Source organism: Psychrobacillus sp. INOP01, assembly GCF_018140925.1.
GTDB lineage: Bacteria > Bacillota > Bacilli > Bacillales_A > Planococcaceae > Psychrobacillus.
On record NZ_CP073315.1, the window covers coordinates 2,526,562 to 2,550,918 of the forward strand.

Consider the following 24,357-nt stretch of genomic DNA (forward strand, 5'->3'; position numbering starts at 1 on the left):
ATTAAATTAATATAAAGGGGCGAATAAATGATGAAAAAGGCATTATTAAACATTGATTACACAGTGGATTTTGTAGCAGATAATGGAAAGTTAACTTGTGGTAAACCAGGGCAGGACATTGAGGGATCTATCGTACAACTAACTGAAGATTTTATAGCGAATGGGGACTTCGTGGTGTTTGCTATTGATACGCACCAAGAAGATGACATTTACCATCCTGAATCCAAGTTATTTCCTCCTCACAACATAGAGGGAACCAAAGGCAGAGATTTGTTTGGAAGACTCAAAGATGTATATGAAAACAACAGAACCAATGAAAAGGTTTATTGGATGAACAAAACAAGGTATTCTGCGTTCGCCGGAACAGACTTAGAACTAAAACTTCGTGAAAGACAGATTACAGAAGTTCACCTCGTTGGCGTATGTACCGACATTTGTGTACTTCATACAGCAGTGGATGCTTTTAACAAAGGCTTTAAAGTAGTCGTTTATAAAGATGCTGTTGCAAGTTTCAACCAACTAGGTCACGAATGGGCTTTAGGTCATTTCAAAAATAGCATCGGTGCAGAGATCAGATAGACCCAAATAGTTGCAACCAGGTTAAAAGAAATGGAGGATTTAATATGACAAAAATTTATAAAGATGATGGTTTTGCCTTACACACCGACCTTTACCAAATCAATATGGCAGAAACGTACTGGGAAGATAATATACACAACAGAAAAGCTGTTTTTGAAGTGTATTTTAGAAAGCTGCCATTCGGTAACGGGTACGCGGTGTATGCCGGACTAGAAAGAATTGTCGAATACATCTCTAACTTCCAGTTCACAAAGAGTGATATAGAATACCTTCAAAATGAACTAGGTTACAAAGAAGACTTTTTAGCATACCTTCAAAAGCTGAGATTCACTGGCACGATTCGTTCGATGAAAGAAGGAGAATTGGTCTTCCATAACGAACCTATGTTACGTATCGAAGCTCCTTTAGCAGAAGGGCAATTGATAGAAACGGCTATACTGAACATAGTCAATTATCAAACGTTAATCGCGACAAAGGCTTCTCGAATGAAACAAGTGATTGGTGATCAGACCGCTATGGAATTCGGGACCAGACGTGCTCAAGAGATGGATGCAGCAATTTGGGGAACAAGAGCTGCCTTTATCGGAGGGTTTGAGGCAACAAGCAACGTGAGAGCTGGAAAATTATTTGGAATTCCTGTATCCGGTACGCATGCCCATTCCATGGTTCAAGCGTATCGAGATGAATATACAGCATTTCACAAGTATGCAAAAAGACATAAAGATTGCACCTTCTTAGTTGATACCTACGATACTTTAAAATCTGGGGTTCCTACTGCTATCAAAGTAGCAAAAGAACTAGGAGATAAAATCAACTTCAAAGCAATTCGACTTGATAGTGGTGACTTGGCTTATTTATCAAAAGAAGCTAGAAAGATGTTAGACAAAGCCGGTTTCAAACATACGAAAATTGTAGCATCCAATGATTTGGATGAATATACAATCTCTCAATTAAAACATCAAGGAGCAAAAATTGATGCGTGGGGAATTGGTACCAAACTAATTACTGCTTATGACCAAGCGGCACTCGGAGCAGTTTACAAATTGGTCTCCATTGAAGATGATAATGGAAATATGGTAGATACTATTAAGATTTCAGGGAATCCAGAGAAAGTTACCACACCTGGACTTAAAAAAGTCTACCGCATTATTAATCTGACGAGTAATAAGTCAGAAGGTGATTACATTGCCATGGATGATGAAAAACCAGAGCAAGAAGAAAAATTGAAAATGTTCCATCCGGTTCATACGTATATCAGTAAGTTCGTGACAAATTACGAAGCAAAAGAACTTCATCATGACATATTTGTGGACGGAAAACAGGTGTACGAATTGCCAGGAATCTTAGGGATTCAACAGGATGTAAAAGAAAACTTGTTGTTCCTATGGGATGAATATAAACGACTTCTAAATCCCGAAGAATACCCAGTTGACTTAAGTCAGAAATGTTGGGATAACAAAATCGCTAATATTGAGCAGGTGAAAGAAAAAGTAGAACAATTGAGAACACGATGAAATTACATGTGGTCCCTTGTTTATAATAGCTCATTATTATGGCATCACATTAGAGAAAGCTTTTCAGTACCTATTAAACTGTTTAGTCGGTAAAACTAATTTTGATTACCTGGAGGAAACCTCATGGCTAAGATAGGAATTTACGGGTCATCCTTTGATCCCATAACCAATGTACATCTTTTTACGGCGAGCACAATAGCGAATCGATGCAAGTTAGATAAGGTCATCTTTTTACCTTGCTCCAACAAAAGAAAAGACAAAGCGATGAAAACAGAGGACGAACATCGCTGGAACATGTTAGAAATGGCGATTAAATCTGACGAAAAATTCACCCTAGATGATTTTGAAATGAAGCAAGATGCCTGGAAAATCTCTACCTATGAGACAATGGATCATTTAAAGAAAGTATATCCAGAGGATGATTTATATTTCATTATGGGAGCAGACTTATTAGTGGATATCGGGGAAGGCAAATGGGGTAACGCAGACAAATTAGTAAGAGAAAATAAATTTATTGTCATGGCCAGAGATGGCATTGATATGTTGAAAGCGATAAGTGGTTCGCCTTTGCTGCGCAATAACGACGATGGAAGTACTTTTCACTTAATCGATAAGGGCATTGCCATGGAAATCAGTTCTACCTATATTCGGGATGAATTTGCTGTAGGGGGAGAAGCGAAATACCTTTTACCTACAAATTGCTATAACTACATTAAAAGGAATGAATTATACGGATGGAAAAATTCATACGAGGAAAATCAGGCAAAGAGAGTACTATAAGATTGAGCTATGTTGAAGATAATATTTAGTTTTATAGAAAAGTGAGCTTGGAGAAACATGTCCAGGCTCACTTTTTCCTTCAATTAGTCGATTTAATCTACTATATCCCAAAACTGTGCGGCTACTTTTGAGGTAGGTGCATCTTTTAGTCTTAAGATGACTGGCTCCACGCTATTACTATATTCTTCCAATTCAAATAGTGTTAGATTTTCTAAAAAGGTAGCTGCATAATCCATGCTTGGAATAATGGATACTCCCAAAGCTTTACTGACAAGTGATGCTACCATGGATATATCCTTGCATTCAATTATAATATTTGGTTCTATGTCATGTTCTTCAAACGCTCTACGTATATCCCCATGAAAAGAATGTCCTTCCATTGCACCCAGCATAATAAAAGGTAATTTGGCAATTTGTTTAAATGTCACATGTGGGTGTGAAAATGATGTTAACCAACTAGTTGGGACAATTATGACATACGGTTGTTTCTTCAATATTTTAATCTCATAGTGTTCGCTATTGCTTAAGCGTAAAAGGAAGGCCAAATCTATTTCTCTTTGTTCGAGTCGTTTTAATAATTCCTCTGAGTTACCGTTAATAATACTGATTTTGACGTTTGGGAATTGTGTTCTATACATGCTAATATAGTCGATCAGCATGTTCGAGCATGCGGAAGAAACACCAATACGTACAGTTCCAGCTATACCTTGTTCTACTTCTTGAATTTTTTGCTTCACATCCTGCATTTGCAAAAGCATTTGCTCCGCGTATTGATATAATATTTCACCTGTTTCAGTCAGTTCCCATTTTTTACGATAACGATGGATTAAAGTTGTGCCAAGCTCGGTTTCTAGTTTCTTTAAGAGCTGACTGAGTGGTGGCTGCGCGATATGAAGTGCTTCTGCAGCTTTAGAAATACTAGAATGTTTTACAATTTCTCTAAAGTAATGTAATTGTCGAATATCCATATATGCACCCCTGTCATATGCATTTGCATATGAATAGTTTATCATATATATATTTTTCATATGTTAAATGCGATGTTATGATAATTAGGAGATTAAAAAAGGAAGCGAAGTTATTTATGAATCATAAAAATGTTACAATGAAGCGCCTTGTCTTGTATGTGGGTGGCTTATTTTTTTTGACGCTTGGAGTTAGTTTGTCAATTCAAGCGGGACTTGGTGTATCGCCCGTTTCTTCTTTGGCATATGCACTTGTTTTAACGTCAGGATTATCCATTGGTATTACTACAGTCCTTGCAAATATATTATTTATCCTTGTTCAAATCATGTTAAACAAACGTATTGATATAAAAGATTTTATACTTCAACTAATTATTTCGTTTGTATTTGGATTCTTTATGGATGCTACATTGTTCCTCGTACAGTTACTACCACCACCTGAATCTATAGTATTACGCTGTGTATATCTAATTATTAGTTTATTTGTCGTGTCAGCAGGATTAATCGGTTATTTCACTGCAAAACTACCACTAATGCCCTATGATGCATTAACTTATGTTATTAGCGAACGGTTCAAAATAAAGTTTAGTAAAGCAAAAATTATGGGTGACTTACTAAATGTTTTTGTCGCAGCGACGCTTTGTTTAGTTTTTATACAGTCCTTTGGATCAATAGGCATCGGAACACTAGTAGCGGCTTATTTTATAGGGAAAATTTTAGGCTGGATGATATCGCACTATCAAAAAAAACTGAAACAATGGGTATTTGAAAATGAAAAAGTGAACGAATAAGTGGAAAGTAAAAAATACAAAAAACGGGCACAACGCTTTGTTGTGTCCGTTTTTGACATCTTAGATTTAGTAAGATCTATCCCTCTCACTCATATCACGTCGATTTGGAGACATTGACCCTTGCTTAGGTGTTAAATAACCAAGCTCGGCTAACTCTAGAGAAATCTCTTCTTTCTTACTATTTGGTCGTTTCGCCATAGAACCTCTTTTATTAGCTCCTAGATGAGTACCATTTTTCATAAGAAAACCCCTCTCGACGATTTTTGATGCTTACTTAATATGGTTTGAAAAACTGAAAAAATGCAATTTATTTTTTGCTGAAATGTAAAATGAAAAAGTAACAATAAACCACAAAAACTAGTTACTTCAGGCTGCGATTGTACTAGGAAGTAAAGGGTCTCTATTTGTATATATGGAAAGTAATCAGATAGAAATATGCTGAATAAATTTAGTGGTTAAGGATTTCTTTCAGAGCACTGGATTGATCAAAGCGCTTAAGAGCTATAAGAGCGATTGAAGGATTTCGCTAGTAATGTAGCGAATATTGAAGAGGTGAGTTTTTAGGGGCAAACATTTTTGCAATAACAGCTATTAGATCTTAAAGTAGTGCTGTTTGCGATAAAAAATGGGACTTATTTGAATACAGTTCTGGAAAAAGAGTTTAAAAGTAAAGGTGGGTGATTAGATGGAGAATATTCGGTGGGGAGTATTAAGTACGGCGAATATCGCACAGAAACAACTAATACCCGCAATTGATAGAGCAAGTAATGCTGAGCTAATAGCTATTGCGAGTCGAGGAAGCCAAGTGCATCCAGTAGCTTCCAAATTAGGTATTGCTAAAGCCTATGAAAGCTATGAAGAGCTTCTTAATGATTCAGATATTGAAGCTGTCTACATTCCGCTTCCTAATCATTTGCATAAAGAATGGGTAATTAAAGCTGCTAAGCAAGGAAAGCATATACTATGCGAAAAGCCAGTTGCGTTAACAGCTGTCGAGGCAGAAGAAATGGTGGAAATATGTCGCGAAAATAACGTGAAATTCATGGAAGCCTTCATGTATCAGCTGCATCCACAGCATCAGCGCGTTAAAGAAATTTTATCATCCGGCGAAATTGGGGACATAAAGCTTATTAAATCGAGTCATTCTTTTCATTTACAATCCCGTGTCGATAAATTTAGAATGGACAAAGCGATGGGTGGAGGCTCTCTTTATGATGTTGGTTGCTATAGCATTCATGCGATTCGCTACTTGTTAGATTCCGAACCAGTTTCTGTGCAATGCTTTGCGGAACTTGATCCTGAAACTGGTGTAGATATAAGCACATTTGGATATTTGAACATGGGCGGTGGAGTACGTGCCATGTTTGACTGCAGTTTTGATATGACTGGAAGAAATGAATATGAAGTAATAGGTACAAAAGGCACGATCAAAGTACCTTTTGCCTTCCGACCAGATAATAACGGAGGAGTAGGGAAAGTTATTACTCAAGTCGCAGACATGGTCCGTGAAGAAAATGTATATGGGGATCTATATCGACTAGAGGTGGAGCATTTTTCTAATGTAATACAAATGAATAGTGATCCAGAAATTACAGGAAATTCTACTATTAATAATATGCGAGTAATAGAAGCTTGTTATCAATCTATACAAACCGGTGAACTCGTAGAGATGAAGTAAAGAAGTAATATAGGAGAGGATTGAATTGCTTAGTGTTAGTGGAAGAGAAAATATTTGGATTTATAGATGGTCTGCCGGTTACATTATTTACCGTAAGAAATAAAAACGGTTTTGAAGTATCCTGCATGAATTATGGATGCGTAATTACTGAGATTTTAGCATCTGATCGAGCTCAACAATACGAAAATGTTGTTCTCGGATATGATACGTTAGAGGAATACGATCATAATCCAAAGTACTTAGGAGCAGTTGTAGGTCGAGTTGCTGGTCGCATCAGTGGAGACTCTTTTTGTATAGGAGAGGATATCTACAATCTCCAAAAAAATGATAAAAATAATCATATACATGGAGGTCTCAATGGATTTAGTCATACAATATGGAATGCTACTGTGTTGGAAGGAGACCAAGATACTACAATTGAGTTTACCTATTTAAGCGCAGATGGGGAAGAAGGATACCCTGGTAATCTAGAAATGAAAGTAAATTACACCATTTTACACGAGGAAGACACGCTATTAATTACATACACTGGTATTTCTGATAAAGACACATTAGTAAATGTAACGAATCACTCATATTTTAATCTTAGTGGGAATTTGAAAAGGGATGTATTAGGCCATGCACTAACGATGGATAGTCCTTTGTATTTAGAGTTAAATGAGGAGTTTCTTCCGACCGGAAATATAGTGCCGGTTGAGAACTCTGTATTTGATTTTAGAGAAGGTCGTAAAATAATGGATGGAGTGGCCTCTGTTCATCCACAAAATGTATTAGTCGGAAACGGTTACGACCATCCATTTTTATTTACTGAAAACGAACTTAATGCAATGTTATTAACAGAAGCAGAAAGTGGTCGTAAACTAGTAGTAGAAACGACAGAGTCTGCAGTCGTTTTCTATACAGGAAATAACATGGGCAATACGGAAATTATGAGAGGCGAAGAGCTAAGAGATTATTTAGGTTTATGCCTGGAAACGCAAGGGCCACCTGATTCAATTCATCATCCTCATTTCCTTTCGTCTATTCTACGAGCAGGGGATGAGTACAAGACCACAACAATTTATTCTTTCGGAGTTATAGCAGAAGAATAATACATAAAAAAGCCGAGAGAAGTTTAAGACACTTCTTCCGGCTTTTTTTATTAGAATTGAATTTCGTCTGGGTCAGGACCCATGCGAACATTTGTAGCTAGTTTAGCAATTGCGTCCATATCTTCAGACGATAATTTGAAGTCAAAGACATTAAAGTTTTCTTGAATACGACTAGGAGTAATTGATTTTGGTAAAGCAACTCGTCCTAATTGTAAGTGCCAGCGAAGCACAATTTGTGATGGAGACTTCCCATATTTTTCAGCCAACTGGTGGAATAAATCAAAATCCAAGAATTTCCCTTGCATAAGGGGACTCCAAGCTTCTACATGAATACCTTTGTCGGATAAATAATTCACATAGTTCTGCTGTGGTAATTGGGGGTGTAGCTCGATTTGATTGATCATAGGCGTCATCAATCCAGCTGCCTCTAATTGCTCCAAGTGGTGTTCTTTGAAGTTAGACACACCAATTGACTTTATTTTTCCTTCATTGTACAGCTCAACAAGTGCACGCCAAGCTTCTACAATACCGTCAACTGGCCAATGGATTAAGCATAAATCTAGATAGTCCGTGTTTAAACGGTTAAGGGACTCTTGAAATGCTTCTTTTGTACGGCCTGCACGAACGTCATCGTTCCAAATTTTTGAAGTTAGGAAGATATCTTCACGAGCAACACCAGAAGCAGCAATTCCTTTTGCCACTCCTTCTTCGTTACCGTAAGTAGCTGCAGTATCAATATGACGATAGCCGACGCGAAGAGCCTCTTCTACAGCAGCTGGAGCTTCTGTTTCGTTATCAACTTGCCAAACACCAAAACCAATTTGAGGGATTTTCAATCCATTACTAAGTGTTAGAAATTCCATGTATATATCTCTCCTCTCGAAAGTCTAATATTACCACTTGCACCACTTCGTTTCTATAAGTAAGTGCATTAAACTCCAAACCTCTGTCTATATCCACATTTTCTGCACATTTCTTCCACTGCTTCTCTTCTTGTAAATCCATCATACAAATTATTCGCTCGTTCACTCTCAATAATGTCTGAAAAAGAACTATTATTAATATTACCTAAGTTAATCACACCTTCTCCATCTAGACAACATGGTACGACAGTTCCATCGACAAGTATAGCCGCTTGGTTTCGGAGGGCGTGACAAAATCCTTTTCCATCATCCTCTGGTGCAAATAAGCTAGGCCATTGAAACTCATGATCTTGGTTTAAATATACATTATGTGCAATTTTAATCCCTTTACCCGGTTGTACTTTTTCTTCAATTTTAAAATCTAGATTATATTCTTTTTCAAGTATTTCCAGTGTTTCTCGATTTCTACGTTGAGCAACTTCTGAAACCTGATCCCTCTGTAAGTTCCATAATCGATAGGAGATGATAATATTGTGTTCCTTGGCTTCTCGAACAAAATCCAGAATATCTCCTAGATATTTCTCGCGATTTTCGGACCCTTCATGACCATCGAAGCTATGTAAAGAGAAATTAATTTGGCGCAGTGCTGGTTTTCCTAAAAGTTTATGTCTATTTTTATTGATAAGGGTGCCATTTGTCGTTATATTAACTTTAAAACCCTTGGCATGACTGGCATCTAATAATTGATCGACTCGTGGATGTAAAAGTGGCTCACCTTTTACATGGAGGTAAATATATTTTGTATGTGGTCGAATTTGATCTAATGTTTTGTTAAATGCATCTAGTTTGAGAATATTCTTTGCTCTACTTGTCGGTGGACAGAAGCTACAAGCAAGATTACAAACGCTAGTAATTTCAATATACATTTTTTTAAAGGTTTTCAAGGTATGTACTCCATTCCATTTCTTATTACTCTCATTTTATCAGAATATCACCTTAAGTTGACTAGTTTTGAACATAATAAAACACCTCCAAATGGCAACTTGTCCAATTGGAGATGTTATTAAAATTAAAGATCTATAATTTCATCGTATCCGACCATTCTATCCATATGACTAGCGATCATTGCTATAATAGTACTGGCTTCATCTTTTTTGAAGGTAAAGGTGCTTTCATCTTCGAGCTCCTCGTCATCTGTCCAAATACGATTCACCCTACGGAGAACACCATCGCCATTTGAACTGTCTACACCGAACTGATAAGTTACTTCAATTTCATCTTCTATTAGAAATGCAGTGACTTCAGGAGTTTCCCATTCCACATCAATTTCCTCGACTGTAATTTCGTCGTCTTCGTCATCTTCCATATAAACCAATTCACTATCAGTATCGTCCATAAGAAACTCGTGAAAGCTTTCATGGACAACTTCTATAATATCAGTAATATCATCCAATATTATTCTAGTAGGTTGGAGAAGTTCGACATCGAAGCTTTCTACATAGAACTCTTCGTTATATGGATCAAACAGAATGGTACAAAAATAGTCTCGCTCTTCCTCTTCGGTACTAACAAAAAATTCAATTCTTGGATGTTTAGAAGCGCGATTAATATTCATATGGCCGACTTGGTCGTACTCCTCACAAATCGAGTTCAAATGATCCTGTAGCTCCTCTGATACTCTGTCAAACCATTCCGTAGTAATAGTCATTACCGCCCCTCATCATTTTCTCCTACTATCTTGTCCCAATTGGAAATTATTATTCCAGCGAATAAAAGAAATTTAGAAAATCCGAATATTTTTAAAGAGATAGGGGACGATAAAATGCGTATGACAAAAAACAAGGAGGAACTGAAATGACTAATAACAATAAACCAAAACCAGATGACCGATCAGATAACGTAAAAAAGTTGAAAAAAATGGTGAAAAACACGACCGAGAACATGGAAGCTGCGGAAGAAACGATGGAACACACTACTGGAAATGATCGAGAAGCCGTCCGAGAGAAAAATGAACGTCGAAAAGAAAGTATTGAAGGTTTTCGAAGAGAAATATTAGACGAGGCAGAAGCTCGCAAAAAATAACAAAAAAAGAAAACCTATTGATCATTGCATCAATAGGTTTTCTTACATTATGAAGCGGGTGAAGAGAATCGAACTCTCATCATCAGCTTGGAAGGCTGAGGTTTTACCACTAAACTACACCCGCACAATATGGTGGCTCAGGACGGAATCGAACCGCCGACACAAGGATTTTCAGTCCTTTGCTCTACCGACTGAGCTACTGAGCCTCATCGATTTACGCTAAGCTGAGCATCTCTTCGTCAGCTTCACTTGCTCTATCAGTCACGTACTTGAGTACGCTCCTTCTTTCGCTCGATTGCTTCCTCGACCTGCTTGCTTATCCTAAATCTCAAATTAAAATAATAAATGGCGGTCCCGACCGGGATCGAACCGGCGATCTCCTGCGTGACAGGCAGGCATGTTAACCGCTACACCACGGGACCATTTGGTTGCGGGGACAGGATTTGAACCTGCGACCTTCGGGTTATGAGCCCGACGAGCTACCACTGCTCCACCCCGCGACAATAAAATACGTACAAATATTATCATACTACGCTCAAAGAAAGTAAGACACCTGCTTCGGTGTTAATCGCTTTCTTCGTGAAGCCATTTGCTCCACCCGCGACAATAATAAATTTACAACTATTAACAATAAAATAAAAATGGAGGAGGAAGAGGGATTCGAACCCCCGCGCGGTATGACCCGCCTGTCGGTTTTCAAGACCGATCCCTTCAGCCGAACTTGGGTATTCCTCCAAAGAAAATAATAGATTGGATATTTTCCAAATCATCATTTGCGACTTTTATATTATATAACATTATCGAACAGAAAGGCAATGTTTTTTTGAGAAAAATTTAAATTAGTTTCTAAAACGGTTGATATTGGTAAATTCTTTGTGTTTTGGTTTCCGAAAATCTTGCAAAGTTAAAGTTATGTAAATTCATTATCTCTTTATTTCACAACCTTAAACATACACTTCTATTTTTGGGACATCATAAGGAAAAGTAATATGAGGTGATGTAAATGATTATCGAAAGGTCATCGGAATGGGCAGAGGGTTTTATTAAACGATTGGAAAATGTTGAGCCATGGGATAATTGGACTCTTTATAATATGAGCTATGATATTGCAAAAAATAATTTAATCACAGAGTTTACAGGTCTTCAATCTCCTAAGTATTTGACTAATTTAAAGCCACTTGAACATCAATTAAAGGTTGCGGAAACAGTTATTGAAAGAATGAATGGAAAAGCAATATTGGCTGATGAGGTGGGGCTTGGTAAAACAATTGAAGCTGGTTTGATATTGAAGGAATATCTTGTTCGTGGACTGGTAAAGAAGGCTTTAATATTGGCCCCCGCTTCACTTATCAATCAATGGGTGGAGGAGCTGCATTATAAATTTTATATACCAGCTGTGCCTTATAAGAAAAATACTCCATTAGAGCATTGTGATGTTGTCGTTCTGAGTATGGATACAGCGAAAAAAAGTCCTCACAGAGAACTTATCTTTGCGCAGGATTATGACATGATTATTATTGATGAAGCGCATAAGTTAAAAAACCACAAAACCAAAATCTACGAGTTTGTACAAAGTTTAAAGAAGAAGTTTTGCTTACTATTAACTGCTACCCCTGTTCAAAATGATGTATTTGAATTATTTAACCTTATTTCGTTACTAAAACCTGGACATCTTGGAAATTATGAGGCGTTTCAATCGGCATTCTCTGCTAGCAAACATGATTTAGAGCATGATGATTACTTGAAGGAGTTAGTAAACCAGGTGATGGTTCGAAATCGTAGACAGGACACGGGAATAGAGTGGACGAATCGCCAAGTAAATATTATTCCAATACAGTTTACGAACGAAGAAAAAGAAGTGTACGAAATGATAGTGGATTTAAAAAACATCTCACCTGTATTTTCAGGTGCCTTTTCGATGATTACACTGCAGAAGGAAATGTGTAGTAGCAAGGAGGCTACATTTCTTACATTAAATAAAATGCGGCAAAATTGTGGAAATCCAGAGGAAAACGCTTCTGTAGAAAATGTTATGCAAAGATTAATGGCGTTAGAAATAAATTCAAAAGCAGAGAAAGCATACGAAATAATATCACAAGCGAAGGATAAAGTAATTATTTTTACAGAATATAAAGCAAGCCAAGCATACTTACAGTGGTATTTACACACAAAAGGTATTACGAGTGTGCTTTTTAATGGGAAATTCAATAAAAACAAGCGGGACTATATGAAGCATTTATTTAAAGAGCATGCTCAAGTATTGATAGCCACTGAATCAGGTGGGGAAGGGATTAACCTTCAATTCTGTCATCATGTGATCAATTATGATTTGCCATGGAATCCGATGAAGTTGGAACAGCGTATAGGACGTGTACACCGGCTGGGGCAAGAACATGACGTTCATATTTATAATTTGGCAATTGATAACACGATTGAGATAGATATATTGCGACTACTCTACAAAAAAATTGATGTATTTGAAAAGGTTGTAGGTGATTTAGATGATATATTGTCCGCTTTCCAAAAAACGATATAAATTGGGACATGTAAAGGAGGATATAAATGTATCCGCAACAAGTTCAACAGTACTTACGAACTTTTTTCTCTGAAAATAATTGTCAGTTCGTGAATGACACAGATCACTATCTTACTGTTCAGCTGACGATTGATATGGATAAACGAATTATGAATAGACCTTATTATTGGCAATACGTAGAAAGCGTAGGGGCGGTACCTTGTCCGTCACAACTTACATTAATAACGGACCAAACAAAGCTGAAAGATAATATTAAGGGGGAATTGGTACATTTCGGATCACCAAGACTTGGCCAACTCTTTCAAGCAACGTATGAAATGGGTGCTTTTATCCAAATGTTTGAGCAAATGGAGGAGACGATAAACCGTCCAATACTAACTCCTTGGCTAGGGGTGAACTATAAAATTTCCTATTACAGTAACCAAACGAAAGAAATGCTCCATTCACTAGGCATTAATCTAATGAATGGCAATATAATAACGGATTTTCATGCTTCTTTAAGCGAGATGAATATTGCATCTACAATGCCAAAAAATGCTTTTTTATTGCCTTACGTTATAAAACCAGTTCGGGGTTTAGAGCGCTTAGATGGAGTGGTTGAAAACGTCATTCAGCAGGATGATCATTCATGGGCCGAACAAGCAAAAAAAAGATGGCAGAGAGATATACGGGTGTTAGAATTCTTTTATGAGGGAGTAGAAGAAAGGCCAGAATGCTACGAGATGGAGAAAACTGCATTACAGCAACAATACGAAGCAAGAATAAAGATAGAAATTATAAATGGAGGTCTATTTTACTTAAAATAGACCTCTCTAAAAACCCATCTTGAGTCTTTACTCAAGATGGGTTTCATGTTATTTGCTTACACTTCACGGGTAGGTTATCAACTAATCTGGGAAAAACAAGATATTTTCGTACGAAGTAGACGCTTTTAATACTGATCATCTGTTTAGAGCCTGTTGCCTATCAACGGTGTATCAGTGACTGGCTTGCGAGGTACATATGTAAAACTTTTTAAAATCAGTACAAAAAGGCTTTCGAAGCAAAAACTTCGAAAGCTTTCCTATTATTTTATTAACCGCGAGAGTGGACTTTTTCGCCTTGAACCCAAACTTCTCGTATATTTTCAGGTCGTATAAGATACATCATTTTTTGAAAGGCATCCTGTAAGTCTTCATTAGAATCATAAAGAGGGAGGTTAGTTGTGTCGATTACTTGTACATCCCAAATATAATTTTCAGCTAAACGACCAATAGGCAGGCTGAGACTGTTACCTCCACCTGCAGTTGCCAGGTAGAACGCTTCGTTGACCGTGACGCGTGACCTAGGAACTCCGCGTTCATCTGCCGGTAGTTTTGTATTCACCCCGTCCTCTAGCATTCTAGAGGAGATTACCGATTGTTTTATATTGTCGTAAAGGCTAGGAGAAAAACCGCCAGAAATATCTGTCCCTAACCCGATTTCTACACCCTTTGAATGGAAATGTGCGATAGGGATGACACTATTGGCAAAGTAGGCATTGGAAATAGGGCAATGAGCTATTGCAGTTCCTGTTTCAACAAATAAATCAGCATCCTCGTCACTTAGGAAATTACAGTGTGCCATTACGGATTTATCACTTAACAGACCAAAATCATATAAAGCGAACGCATCGTTTTTCTGGAACCGATCCTGAACGTATTTATGCTCCCAATCACTCTCACTACAGTGAGACTGTATATGCGTATTATACTTAGCAGCAAGATCTCCCAATCCTTGTAATGCCTCATCAGTACAACTTGGTATAAATCGTGGAGTTACAACTGGATATACTCCTTGCTTAGAACTCCCACCTAATGCTTTGACGGCTAGTATAAATTCTTCTGTATCGGCTAAAGCAGTACTTGTATCTGCGTCACGATAGAAGTCTGGGTTTTGTTCGGGATTATCCATGACTACTTTTCCAACGAGTCCACGTTGTCCTTTGTCCGCGCATATTTGTGCGAGTAATATACTTGCCTCTTTATGCACTGTTGCGAAATAAAGAACAGTCGTCGTTCCATTTGCTAGAAGGGTACTGACAACATCGTGATACACTTTTTTTGCAAAATCTAAATCGGAGAACTTAGATTCAATTGGAAATGTATATGTATTTAACCAATCATTAAGTGGGATATCCAGCGCTGTTCCTGCCTGCGCCCATTGTGGAGCATGGACGTGTAAATCGACAAACCCAGGCAAGAAATATTGATGATCCTCTAATTGATGAAAATTTTCTTTTCCTTTATAGGAATTGACTAAATCTTGATATTCTGAATGTTCCGGAGCAATAATTTTATCAATCATTCCATCTGCATTCACAAAGAAAAGATTATCTTTCAATATTTGTACTTCTGTTGGAGATTTACTCGTAAAAGCTGTCCCTAGAAAAATCTGAGTGTACTCTTTCATAAAATTCCCACCTTATTTAAATAAGTTTATTGTACCAAAATAATTAATCAATTACCTTTAGTTTAATAAGGAATCAGTCTAAGAACGCAACATTATGGTGCTTCAACGGAAAATGTATGTCAGAAACGGAAATCATCGGCATCATTTATTTTTTTAAAGTACCATGAACCGAATGTCAAGGTACATTTCTATATAATTTCTTATCATAAAAAAAAGCACAGAAAAGTATCTATGCTTTTTTTAATCGTATAAAGTATCCTGTATTGAGCCATCTTCCTCATAAATCGTTAATATTCCGTTTTGTTCATTCACGTATGGTTTTGCTTTTTGAAGTAATTCCGCTTTCGTATCCTCTACAAAAATAGCTCGTTTGCCGTCTACCTTCCTGAGCACCCAGTCAGTTTCACGAGAAATAACTTCGTAGGTGACACGATCCTCTTCATCCCCGTGTATTGCTTTTCGTGCCTGAGAAGTAGCAATGGAAATGGCTCTATCCTCCTCGTAATTATCTCGTAATAGGGCATTGGCAATTTCAATGGCTTTCTCTCGTACATCTGCATCTAAGTTTTTCATAGAATCTGGATAATCATTTTTATCCCATGGCATTTTTAACGCCTCCTTAGCATTCGTTTTCCCGTTTCTAAGGGGCTGAAACGTTTTACGAAGTTATTTGGAACATTAAAGGATGAAGAGGTGGGTGTTCGTTGGTGGTGTGATCGCATTGCTTATTTTATCGAAATGGCATACATAACATACTGAAGCAGTAATATTACAAATGTTGCATTCTGTCGAATCTTGTCATATAAATGATATTTTCACCTAATGATAATGCAATGGTTCTGTCATATGTAGGTGGTATGATGAATCTCGTTAGTGAAAAGGAGGAAATTCATTTTATGAAAAAACACATTATTGCACTAACCGCAATTGTAACACTATCAGTAGGGGCGGCAGGACAAGCGTCTGCGTCAAGCGTTCATACGGTAGAAAAAGGAGATACACTTTGGTCAATTTCTCAAGCAGAGAATGTTAGTGTGCAAGACTTACAACAATGGAACGATCTTAATTCAACCGTTATATACCCATCTCAACAATTAAGAGTGGAGGGAGCTCTAGAAACGTATATAGTTGTTTCAGGAGATACATTATCTGATATTGCAGAAAAATATGATATGACTGTAGAACAATTAATGTCGAACAATCAGCTAACAAGTGATTTAATCATACCCGGTGATAAATTAGTGTTGAAAGGATCGAAGGTTGCACAACCCGAGGTAAAAGGAGCTACGAAGACTTCTGTTACATCTAATGCTCCATCAGAGACTAAACCGGCTACTACAGCGAAAGAGTTAACAATGACTTCCACAGCATATACAGCGTCATGCGAAGGATGCTCTGGAATCACAGCGACTGGCATTAATCTAAAGGCGAATCCAAACCAAAAAGTTATTTCTGTTGATCCAAATGTAATTCCATTAGGATCTCGAGTATGGGTAGAGGGTTATGGAGAAGCGATTGCTGGTGATACTGGCGGTGCCATAAAAGGAAATAAAATAGATATTTTCATCCCAACAAAACAAGCAGCAATCAATTGGGGACGCAAAACAGTGAAGGTTAAAATTTTAAATTAATCGGTGTGAATAAAGAGAGACTCGGCGAAGTTAAATTCGCTGGGTCTCTCTTACTTTGTAAGAATCAGGTATAACGGATTCTATCGATAGCATCCTTCCATTAGTGTATGGGATAATCCAGAGAATCTTACACTTGTTAATATGTAAAAAACTCCATTAGAAAAATATTAAGGTCTAAGGTCTATCCTAATATTTTACTAATGAAGTTACAACCTACGAATCATGATGGAAGTCACGACCAACCATTTATAATAATTTTAAAAATGAAGTAGCTTTTTATTCCCAATGAATAGCTTCTATTTTATCTATATCAACAGATATAGTTTGTATACCATTTGAAAAGAAGGCGATTCCTGTTTTTTGATTGACTAGAGTTATTTTTTCTACAACAATTGCTAATCCATCTACAGTTATTTCTGTAATAGGTTAGTTTGGAGGAAGTTTGGAAAGAAATGTTCCTATATTTCCTTTTGAATATAAAGTTTTTTCTATTAACTCTTTAATTTCCTTTAGTGATTCTTCCTGTTGAGTACATTGTTTAACTATATTGTCTAGCACGTGTTCATTTAATTGAATTAGTGAGTCTTGTTTAACCATTGATTTTTTATTCAGTTCCTGGTGACTTTTTAAATTATTTGTTATTTTTTCAAGTTGTCGATTTTGATTGTCGGAGAGCTGTAGAAGAAAACCCTGTTGTCTATTTAAGCTATCTTGTAAATAATTGTATATATCATCCTGTTGAGTTATTTGAAGTTTGATTTCCTCTAATATTAATTCTCCCATTACCTCGGATAGTTGTTGTTTCTCGCTCAATTGTTTATGGAAGTGGTTTTGTGCTTTTAATTGACTGTTTTGATTTTCTGATAAATCATTAATTACTTCTTTCTGTCGATAAAATTGTTCTTGAAACAGATTAAATGCTTCTTCCTGGTGAACTAGTTGGGATTGTAGGTTATTAAATATTTCTTTATTTTCCTGAATTTCATGAAAACGGTTCTGTTCTTCCGAATAGTTCGATACTATAGTAGAAAATTGCTTTTGTTCTTCTAAAATATTTTGTATGGAGTTCTGTTGTATATCTAATCGATTTTGTAGCTCTACATTTGCCTCTTTTTGATAACCGAGTTGGTGTTTAATGTTGTCAAAAGAACTGTCTTGCTTGAAAGCAAAGTTATTAAGGAAATTCCTTTGTCTATTTAAACTTCCTTGTAACTGGTTTAACCCTTTTTCGTGATTTATTGCTCGTTTACTATTTAACTCGTTAACTTTAGATTGCTTATCAAGATGTTCGTTGATGTTTTGCAGTGTATATTCTTGTTTCTGTAAATGTGATCCGTAGCCTCTCGTGGTCTGTGCAAGATTGAACAATATCTTTTTTAAATTCACATAATCGTATTTATGATTATTGTTTAATTTGTTCAGTGCTTGGTTTTGGATACGTATTTCACTTAAAATGGTTTTACACGATTGGTCCAGCTGAGAAATAGAGTTCATTAAATGGTGATTTACTGACGTTTGTTCTTCTAGAAATTCTAAATGGTGATTGGTATAGAAATGATCTTGGTTTTTATTCTTAGCCAGGGCAGCAGAAACTAAATGGACCTTCGATTCTTTCAATTCTCCATACTCCTTTTACACGGAAAGTCATTATGCCTTATTTTATGAACGTTATTGTTATTTGTGATGAATTAGGTTGTTGAGAAAATAAACATATAAAAAAGGTGGTAAGTCCATGTTGTATTCAGGTATTCCGTCACTTTCAGTTCCTATGGTGCGAGTCATAACAGTAACTGGTAGTGGGGTGGTAGAGACCATGCCTAACTATGTTCAACTCCAAGTAGAAGTAAGGACGGAAGGGGAAGAGGTACAACAAACTCAACGGGAAAATGCGGAAATTATGAATCGTGTTATTCAATCCTTGTTGGCTTTGAATATTCCGAGGGAAAATATACAAACGGCAGCTTTTAATATTTTTCCTCAATATGATTATATAGAGGGAAAACAGTTATTTAGAGGATATGAGGTAACGAATGCTCTTACGGTAAAAATACCCGATGTTGAAAAAGCCGGCATAGTAATTGATACTGCGGTGGCGAGTGGGGCCAATAGTGTCTCGTCAATTCGATTTGGGCTAGATAATCCAGAGCTTGTTTATCAACAGGCACTTCAGCGAGCTCTCCATAATGCCCAAACGAAAGCACAAACAATTGCTCAGACGATGAAGCTCGCACTATATTCACAACCAATTTCCATCGTGGAGGAGCAACAAAATGGACCAGAACTTTATAAAACGTTATCGGTGGCTCGTTCACAGATGGCAACACCGATTGAGCAAGGGGAAATTTCTGTAAGTGCTACTGTGACTGTAAAATATCAGTATTAAGATAGCTGATGAGTCCTTAAACCAGGCATTAGGTCATAAAAGCAAATAGCCCATAACTAAAAAATCGGATGCTATCTGTTCTTCAGAAGCAGCAACAGAAGATGAACTGTCACAAACTATGTATGTGCAAAGAAAAAGGAGCCTCTAATGGGCTCCCGCACTTATTTTTCTATAATAACTCCATCAAATGCGGCTTTGTAGATGATATATATATCCTCTTTTAATAATGGCATCGGACTACGAGCGAGAATTCGTTTCTGCTCAAGAGCATCCATTGTTAAGCTATCCAGTGCATCCTCAGTTATGTTGAATCCTTTTAACGTCGAAGGGATATTTACGTCTTCTACCAAACGTTTCAGTTCAGCGACGCATTTGTATGATGCTTCTTCTTGTGAAAGATTCGCAGAGCTAAAGCCCATCGCATCGTAAATATCTTTCATTCGTTTTTCGCAACTTGGACGAATATATCCCATTACATATGGAAGTAAAACAGCATTGGAATCACCATGCGCAATATGGAATTGTCCACCAATTGGATAAGCTAACGCATGAACTCCAGCAACGCCTGCATTGAAGAAGGCTAAACCTGCTAAATAGCTACCATAACTCATATCTGTACGCGCTTGTTTATCTTCTCCATTGGTAACCGCAGTACGGATAGAATTACTAATTAATCGAATTGCTTGTAACGCCAATGCATCAGACACGAGGCTAGCATTTTTAGATATATATGATTCTACCGCATGAGTAAGTGCATCTACTCCAGTTGCAGCAGTTACTTTTGGTGGTAATGAAATGGTTAAGGCAGGATCTACTATTGCGACGTCTGCCAATAAATAATCATGTGTTATAACGTCTTTAGTAGTTTCAAGTGAAAGAACCGAGATATTTGTCACTTCCGAACCAGTTCCAGAAGTTGTCGGGATTAATATGGTGGGAATACCCTTTTTTGTAACTTTCTTTGTGCCGGTCAAATTTAAGTAATCTGCAACTTTTCCTTCATGAGAAGCGATGACTCCAGCAAGTTTAGATAGGTCTAGTGCGCTACCACCGCCTACACCAATAACCAAATCGAATGCATTTTCACGGGTATAAGCGACTAATTTTTCGCCGATTGCTAAAGGTGGTTCTGGAACAACATCTGTATAAATCTCTGTTGAATAACCTGCTTCTTCCAGTGGATCGACTACTTTATTGGTTATACCTATATCCTTTAAGAATGGATCCGTAATAACTAGAATTTTTTTCGCGTTAAAGCGTTCAACTTCTTCTAATAAGTGGGAAAGGGAACCCCAACCAGTATAGCTAATCGGTGGTAATGTAATTTTTTCAGACATATGTGACACTCCTTATTATTGCTGGTTCCAAACGACAAGCTTAGTCTCGGTCATTTCATGAATCGCATATTTTAATCCTTCTTTTCCAGTACCGCTCTCTTTTACTCCGCCGTAAGGCATTTGATCAATGCGATAGGTAGGGATGTCGTTAATCATGACCCCACCTACCTCTAATTCCTTGGAAGCTTTAAATGCAGTTTGTATATCGTTCGTGAAAATACCTGCCTGTAAACCGAAATCGGAATTGTTGATAGCATCAATACCTTCTTCAATAGAAGAGATACGGTTGACTACAACAATCGGTGCAAAAACTTCCTGACATGAAACTTTCGAAGTAGCAGATACATTTGTTAAAATCGTAGGCAAGAAAACGCCATTTTCTATTGTTCCACCAGAAATAATTTCTGAACCTTGTTCTACTGCTTCCTGAACCCAATTTAACGCACGATCTTGTTCGCCAGGATTAATCATAGCGGAGATATCTGTTGTCTCATCCGTTGGACTACCAATAACGAGCTGTTTTGTTAAAGTAGAAAATTGCTCAAGAAATTCATCATATACTTCATTCATTACATAAGTGCGTTGCAAAGAGATACATACCTGTCCTTGGTTGGAGAATGCACCCATTACACATTTAGGTATTATTTGAGAAAGATTTACGTTTTTGTCGATTATCAATCCGGCATTGGAGCCTAATTCAAGTGCTACTTTTTTCAATCCAGCCTTATCCCGGATACCTTTTCCGACAACTGGACTTCCAGTAAAGGTAATCATTTTCACTTTATCACTTTCAACAAGTGCATCTCCAACCGTTTTACCACTACCTGTAACGACATTGAATACCCCTTTAGGCAAAGCGGTTTGGTCGATTAACTCTGCTAAAAATAGTGCAGAAAGAGGAGTCTGTGATGCCGGTTTCAAAACAATTGTGTTACCAGCAGCGATTGCAGGTCCCACTTTATGTGCTACTAAGTTTTGTGGGAAATTAAAAGGTGTAATGGCACCAATAACACCGATTGGCTGCTCGATTGTATATCCAAAACGATTTGCTCCATTTTTTGCAGCATCCATTGGTATCATTTCACCCGTTAAACGCTTGGCTTCCTCTGCAGCAAATTTATATGTTTCAATCGTCCTATCTATTTCACCCAACGCATATTTAATCGGTTTTGCTGCCTCTAAAGAAATAATTTCAGCTGCCTTTTGACGATTATCAATAAATAGCTGAGTAATATGCTCTAAAATAGCAGCTCGTTCATAAGCAGTTAGTGCTTCCATCTGTTTTCTAGCCTCATATGCGACATTAATTGTTGCTTCTACTTCCTCATGAGATGCTTGTGGAATTTGTGCTATGACCTCTTTTGTATGAGGAGAAAAGAGCTCTGAATATTTGCTTGCAGATTTCCATTCACCATTCACGTAATAATTTTTTTTCATCGAATCATCCTTTCGTAATAATAATATATATACCCATACTAGATAAATTGTTCAGTAAAGATAAAAAAAATACTGAATTCACCTTAATGTATACGTATTCATTTTGATTTTAATTTAAACCCAAACTAAATTTAGTTTGGGTTTAAAGTTTTCGAGTCGTACTTCTATCGAATAGTCTAACAGGTTCTGTAATTTTTACGCAACTATTATTTTTTCCTTTTATCATTTCAATTAATTTTTCAATCGCGAGATGGCCTAAATTTTCCCCAGAGATGCTACCAATAGTAGTTAAGTTTATCGAGCTGTGTTGACTAAGATTCACATTATCGATACCTATAATGCTTAAATCATTAGGTACTGATAAATTTTTACGTGTTGCATCATCAATTAAATTTAAAGCAAGCGAATCAGATCCTGCGCAAATAGCAGTTGGTCGTTGTTTTAAATGTATAATTTTATCAAAAGATTTAGAAATATCTTCTTTAGTTGTATCAGTGATGTTTATATATTCTATTGGCAAATGAATTTGAAAATCTTGAATTGCTTGCATAAAACCCTGGTATCTATTATTAAATGTACTAACGTTTAAAGGTCCCCCAACCCAAGCAATGTATTTATGACCCTGTTCAATCATATGTTTCGCTGATAGGTAACCAGCTTCAAAGTTATCAATTTCAACAAAGTATTTATTATTTTGATGTTTTCTATTATATGTAATAAATGGGATATTCATTCTGGTGAGTTTTTCGAAAATGGGATCGTCATTTAGAATACAAGATAAAATAATTCCATCAACTTTCTGCTCGAATGCAGTAGTATAAGCTTCGCTCAATTTTTTATCGTTTACAAATTGTACCTGAATTCTGTAATCCATTTCACTTGCATAGTTAACAATAGCAGTAGTTGTATCTACGAAAAATGGATTGTGGAGAGGACCAGATAAAAGAGCAATTGTTCCGGTTTTATTTTGGACAAGGGAGCGGGCATTGGCATTTGGTATGTAGTTTAAATCGTTAATTGCATTCATTACTTTTTCTGTAGTAAGTTTTTTTACCAGTTCAGGAGTATTTAATACACGTGAAACAGTGGCTTGTGAAACCCCTGCAAGTTTTGCAACATCTTTTGATGATACCAAATTTAGCAACCTCCAAAATTTACTTTTATTTCTTTGACCAGTATTTCCACACGATTAAAGTATATATATTTGATATTATCAATACAAGCCAAATATATATTGAAAAATAAATATTCGGAAAACATTGACAACCTATTAATGTAAAAGTATATTAGTTTTTGAAAGCGCAATCATATTAATGTATACGTATTCATAAAGTGACTTATTGAATTTTTAAAAAAACATTAAGTACATTTTATTGATCAGTTAGAAAAATTGGTTAAGGATATTCAAACTAGAAAAGAAGGTGTTTAAAATGAACGAATTGATTCGAGTTGAAATTGAGGATAGGGTGGCAATTATAACAATTCATAATCCTCCAGTAAATGTACTGAGTGGAAACGTTGTTCAAGGTTTAATGAAGGCGTTTAAAAAAGTAGAAGCAGATTCACTTGTAAAAGCAGTAGTTTTAACTGGCGCCGGAGAGAAGGCGTTTATGGCAGGTGCAGATATTAAGGAATTCCCCACTTGGCTTGGTCGTGAGGATATGGTGCAACACGTGAAGCTAAATCACCTACTTTTTAACTATATTGAGAGATTGAGAAAACCCACTATTGCTATGTTGAATGGACTTACACTTGGTGGTGGATGTGAGCTTGCCCTTAGTTGTGATTTAAGGATTGCAGAAGAGCATACGCAAATTGGTTTGCCTGAGATTAATCTTGGCATTTTTCCAGGGGGAGGAGGAACTCAAAGATTGCCAAAGCTAATTGGCATACCTAAGGCAAAGGAATTGATGTTTTTTGGGGGAAGTATCAATGCCAAAGAAGCACTTAATATTGGATTAGTAAACAAAGTGACAAAAACAGGAGAAGGATTATATGCAGCTAAAGAGTGGGCAACAAATCTCTCTGAAAAATCTTTGAACTCAATTAGAAATATAAAAGAAGCAATGGAATATGGATTTGAGCATTCCTTCGATGAAGGTATAGCTAAGGAAACAGAACTATTCTGTAAAACATTTCAACATGAAGACGCATTTGAAGGGATTAAAGCGTTTATTGAGAAGAGAAGTCCGAATTTTAATACAGGTAATAAATAAATTGAAATCAATTTCACAATGAGTATTTTGTAATGAAATTCGAA

The 24,357-nt window shown here is 36.7% G+C and carries 23 protein-coding genes and 5 tRNA genes; 12 read left to right on the forward strand and 16 right to left on the reverse strand.

Annotated features, from left to right (window positions below):
- The first annotated feature begins 30 nt into the window (after window positions 1-30).
- The 3 genes from KD050_RS12745 (at window position 31) to nadD (ending at window position 2,873) form a co-directional block, all read left to right on the forward strand.
- Window positions 31-579 (forward strand): cysteine hydrolase family protein, encoded by a 549-nt coding sequence (locus KD050_RS12745; protein ID WP_211892732.1) that lies wholly within the window; start codon window positions 31-33, stop codon window positions 577-579.
- A gap of 44 nt (window positions 580-623) precedes the next feature.
- Window positions 624-2,093, forward strand: coding sequence for a nicotinate phosphoribosyltransferase (locus KD050_RS12750; RefSeq protein ID WP_211892733.1), 1,470 nt, complete (start codon window positions 624-626; stop codon window positions 2,091-2,093).
- A gap of 123 nt (window positions 2,094-2,216) precedes the next feature.
- A complete protein-coding gene (gene nadD / locus KD050_RS12755) occupies window positions 2,217-2,873 on the forward strand; it encodes a nicotinate (nicotinamide) nucleotide adenylyltransferase (RefSeq protein ID WP_211892734.1) in 657 nt (218 codons plus the stop codon).
- Between the two features lie 92 nt (window positions 2,874-2,965).
- On the opposite strand, the gene KD050_RS12760 is transcribed toward nadD, so the two are convergent.
- Window positions 2,966-3,841 (reverse strand): LysR family transcriptional regulator, encoded by an 876-nt coding sequence (locus tag KD050_RS12760; RefSeq protein ID WP_211892735.1) that lies wholly within the window; start codon window positions 3,839-3,841, stop codon window positions 2,966-2,968.
- Between the two features lie 116 nt (window positions 3,842-3,957).
- On the opposite strand from KD050_RS12760, the gene KD050_RS12765 reads away from it, so the two are divergent.
- Window positions 3,958-4,629: a YczE/YyaS/YitT family protein gene (locus tag KD050_RS12765; protein ID WP_211892736.1), complete on the forward strand. Its 672-nt coding sequence runs from the start codon at window positions 3,958-3,960 to the stop codon at window positions 4,627-4,629.
- A 66-nt stretch (window positions 4,630-4,695) separates the two neighbouring features.
- Here KD050_RS12765 and KD050_RS12770 read toward each other — a convergent pair whose 3' ends face one another.
- Window positions 4,696-4,869, reverse strand: coding sequence for a hypothetical protein (locus KD050_RS12770; protein WP_211892737.1), 174 nt, complete (start codon window positions 4,867-4,869; stop codon window positions 4,696-4,698).
- A 445-nt stretch (window positions 4,870-5,314) separates the two neighbouring features.
- On the opposite strand from KD050_RS12770, the gene KD050_RS12775 reads away from it, so the two are divergent.
- Together KD050_RS12775 and KD050_RS12780 are read left to right on the forward strand one after the other, a co-directional pair.
- Entirely contained in the window at window positions 5,315-6,307 is a 993-nt protein-coding gene (locus tag KD050_RS12775; protein ID WP_211892738.1) for a Gfo/Idh/MocA family protein, read from the forward strand.
- 20 nt (window positions 6,308-6,327) lie between these two features.
- Window positions 6,328-7,398, forward strand: a complete 1,071-nt coding sequence (locus tag KD050_RS12780) for an aldose epimerase family protein (RefSeq protein WP_370627073.1) — start codon at window positions 6,328-6,330, stop codon at window positions 7,396-7,398.
- A 50-nt stretch (window positions 7,399-7,448) separates the two neighbouring features.
- On the opposite strand, the gene KD050_RS12785 is transcribed toward KD050_RS12780, so the two are convergent.
- The 3 genes from KD050_RS12785 to KD050_RS12795 all read right to left on the reverse strand — a co-directional run bounded on the left by KD050_RS12785 (window position 7,449) and on the right by KD050_RS12795 (window position 9,963).
- Window positions 7,449-8,261 carry an aldo/keto reductase gene (locus tag KD050_RS12785; protein WP_211892739.1) on the reverse strand — a complete coding sequence of 271 codons (813 nt, stop codon included), beginning with the start codon at window positions 8,259-8,261 and terminating at the stop codon, window positions 7,449-7,451.
- Between the two features lie 68 nt (window positions 8,262-8,329).
- Window positions 8,330-9,205, reverse strand: a complete 876-nt coding sequence (locus KD050_RS12790) for a radical SAM/SPASM domain-containing protein (protein WP_211892740.1) — start codon at window positions 9,203-9,205, stop codon at window positions 8,330-8,332.
- Between the two features lie 125 nt (window positions 9,206-9,330).
- Entirely contained in the window at window positions 9,331-9,963 is a 633-nt protein-coding gene (locus KD050_RS12795; RefSeq protein ID WP_211896295.1) for a hypothetical protein, read from the reverse strand.
- A 152-nt stretch (window positions 9,964-10,115) separates the two neighbouring features.
- Here KD050_RS12795 and tlp point away from each other — a divergent pair, with 152 nt between their 5' ends.
- Window positions 10,116-10,343: a small acid-soluble spore protein Tlp gene (gene tlp, locus KD050_RS12800; RefSeq protein ID WP_211892741.1), complete on the forward strand. Its 228-nt coding sequence runs from the start codon at window positions 10,116-10,118 to the stop codon at window positions 10,341-10,343.
- Between the two features lie 53 nt (window positions 10,344-10,396).
- On the opposite strand, the gene KD050_RS12805 is transcribed toward tlp, so the two are convergent.
- The 5 genes from KD050_RS12805 to KD050_RS12825 form a co-directional block, all read right to left on the reverse strand.
- Window positions 10,397-10,467 (reverse strand) — tRNA-Gly (locus tag KD050_RS12805).
- Window positions 10,468-10,473: 6 nt separating this feature from the next.
- Window positions 10,474-10,549: transfer RNA gene (locus KD050_RS12810), tRNA-Phe, on the reverse strand.
- A 140-nt stretch (window positions 10,550-10,689) separates the two neighbouring features.
- Window positions 10,690-10,765: transfer RNA gene (locus tag KD050_RS12815), tRNA-Asp, on the reverse strand.
- Between the two features lie 3 nt (window positions 10,766-10,768).
- Window positions 10,769-10,843, reverse strand: a tRNA-Met gene (locus KD050_RS12820).
- Window positions 10,844-10,985: 142 nt separating this feature from the next.
- Window positions 10,986-11,078 (reverse strand) — tRNA-Ser (locus tag KD050_RS12825).
- 268 nt (window positions 11,079-11,346) lie between these two features.
- On the opposite strand from KD050_RS12825, the gene KD050_RS12830 reads away from it, so the two are divergent.
- Both KD050_RS12830 and KD050_RS12835 read left to right on the forward strand, forming a co-directional pair.
- Window positions 11,347-12,879 (forward strand): DEAD/DEAH box helicase, encoded by a 1,533-nt coding sequence (locus tag KD050_RS12830; RefSeq protein ID WP_211892742.1) that lies wholly within the window; start codon window positions 11,347-11,349, stop codon window positions 12,877-12,879.
- 26 nt (window positions 12,880-12,905) lie between these two features.
- The gene (locus KD050_RS12835; RefSeq protein ID WP_211892743.1) at window positions 12,906-13,685 is read left to right on the forward strand and encodes a YqhG family protein; all 780 of its coding nucleotides are present in this window, start codon (window positions 12,906-12,908) and stop codon (window positions 13,683-13,685) included.
- Window positions 13,686-13,953: 268 nt separating this feature from the next.
- Here the strand turns inward: KD050_RS12835 and guaD are convergent, their stop codons facing one another.
- Both guaD and KD050_RS12845 read right to left on the reverse strand, forming a co-directional pair.
- Complete coding sequence (gene guaD, locus KD050_RS12840; RefSeq protein WP_211892744.1) at window positions 13,954-15,309, reverse strand: guanine deaminase; 1,356 nt, start codon at window positions 15,307-15,309, stop codon at window positions 13,954-13,956.
- Between the two features lie 240 nt (window positions 15,310-15,549).
- A complete protein-coding gene (locus tag KD050_RS12845; protein WP_211892745.1) occupies window positions 15,550-15,915 on the reverse strand; it encodes a DUF2188 domain-containing protein in 366 nt (121 codons plus the stop codon).
- 290 nt (window positions 15,916-16,205) lie between these two features.
- Here KD050_RS12845 and KD050_RS12850 point away from each other — a divergent pair, with 290 nt between their 5' ends.
- The gene (locus KD050_RS12850) at window positions 16,206-16,940 is read left to right on the forward strand and encodes a LysM peptidoglycan-binding and 3D domain-containing protein (RefSeq protein ID WP_211892746.1); all 735 of its coding nucleotides are present in this window, start codon (window positions 16,206-16,208) and stop codon (window positions 16,938-16,940) included.
- A 426-nt stretch (window positions 16,941-17,366) separates the two neighbouring features.
- On the opposite strand, the gene KD050_RS12855 is transcribed toward KD050_RS12850, so the two are convergent.
- Entirely contained in the window at window positions 17,367-18,557 is a 1,191-nt protein-coding gene (locus tag KD050_RS12855) for a hypothetical protein (RefSeq protein WP_211892747.1), read from the reverse strand.
- Between the two features lie 115 nt (window positions 18,558-18,672).
- Here KD050_RS12855 and KD050_RS12860 point away from each other — a divergent pair, with 115 nt between their 5' ends.
- Window positions 18,673-19,323 (forward strand): SIMPL domain-containing protein, encoded by a 651-nt coding sequence (locus KD050_RS12860; RefSeq protein WP_211892748.1) that lies wholly within the window; start codon window positions 18,673-18,675, stop codon window positions 19,321-19,323.
- Between the two features lie 161 nt (window positions 19,324-19,484).
- Here the strand turns inward: KD050_RS12860 and KD050_RS12865 are convergent, their stop codons facing one another.
- The 3 genes from KD050_RS12865 to KD050_RS12875 all read right to left on the reverse strand — a co-directional run bounded on the left by KD050_RS12865 (window position 19,485) and on the right by KD050_RS12875 (window position 23,232).
- On the reverse strand, window positions 19,485-20,660 hold the full coding sequence (locus KD050_RS12865; protein WP_211892749.1) for an iron-containing alcohol dehydrogenase: 1,176 nt from the start codon (window positions 20,658-20,660) through the stop codon (window positions 19,485-19,487).
- Window positions 20,661-20,675: 15 nt separating this feature from the next.
- On the reverse strand, window positions 20,676-22,097 hold the full coding sequence (locus tag KD050_RS12870; protein WP_211892750.1) for an aldehyde dehydrogenase family protein: 1,422 nt from the start codon (window positions 22,095-22,097) through the stop codon (window positions 20,676-20,678).
- Between the two features lie 142 nt (window positions 22,098-22,239).
- Window positions 22,240-23,232, reverse strand: coding sequence for a LacI family DNA-binding transcriptional regulator (locus tag KD050_RS12875; protein ID WP_211892751.1), 993 nt, complete (start codon window positions 23,230-23,232; stop codon window positions 22,240-22,242).
- Between the two features lie 295 nt (window positions 23,233-23,527).
- Between KD050_RS12875 and KD050_RS12880 the strand changes: the two genes are divergently transcribed.
- A complete protein-coding gene (locus KD050_RS12880; protein ID WP_211892752.1) occupies window positions 23,528-24,313 on the forward strand; it encodes an enoyl-CoA hydratase/isomerase family protein in 786 nt (261 codons plus the stop codon).
- Window positions 24,314-24,357: the final 44 nt, after the last annotated feature.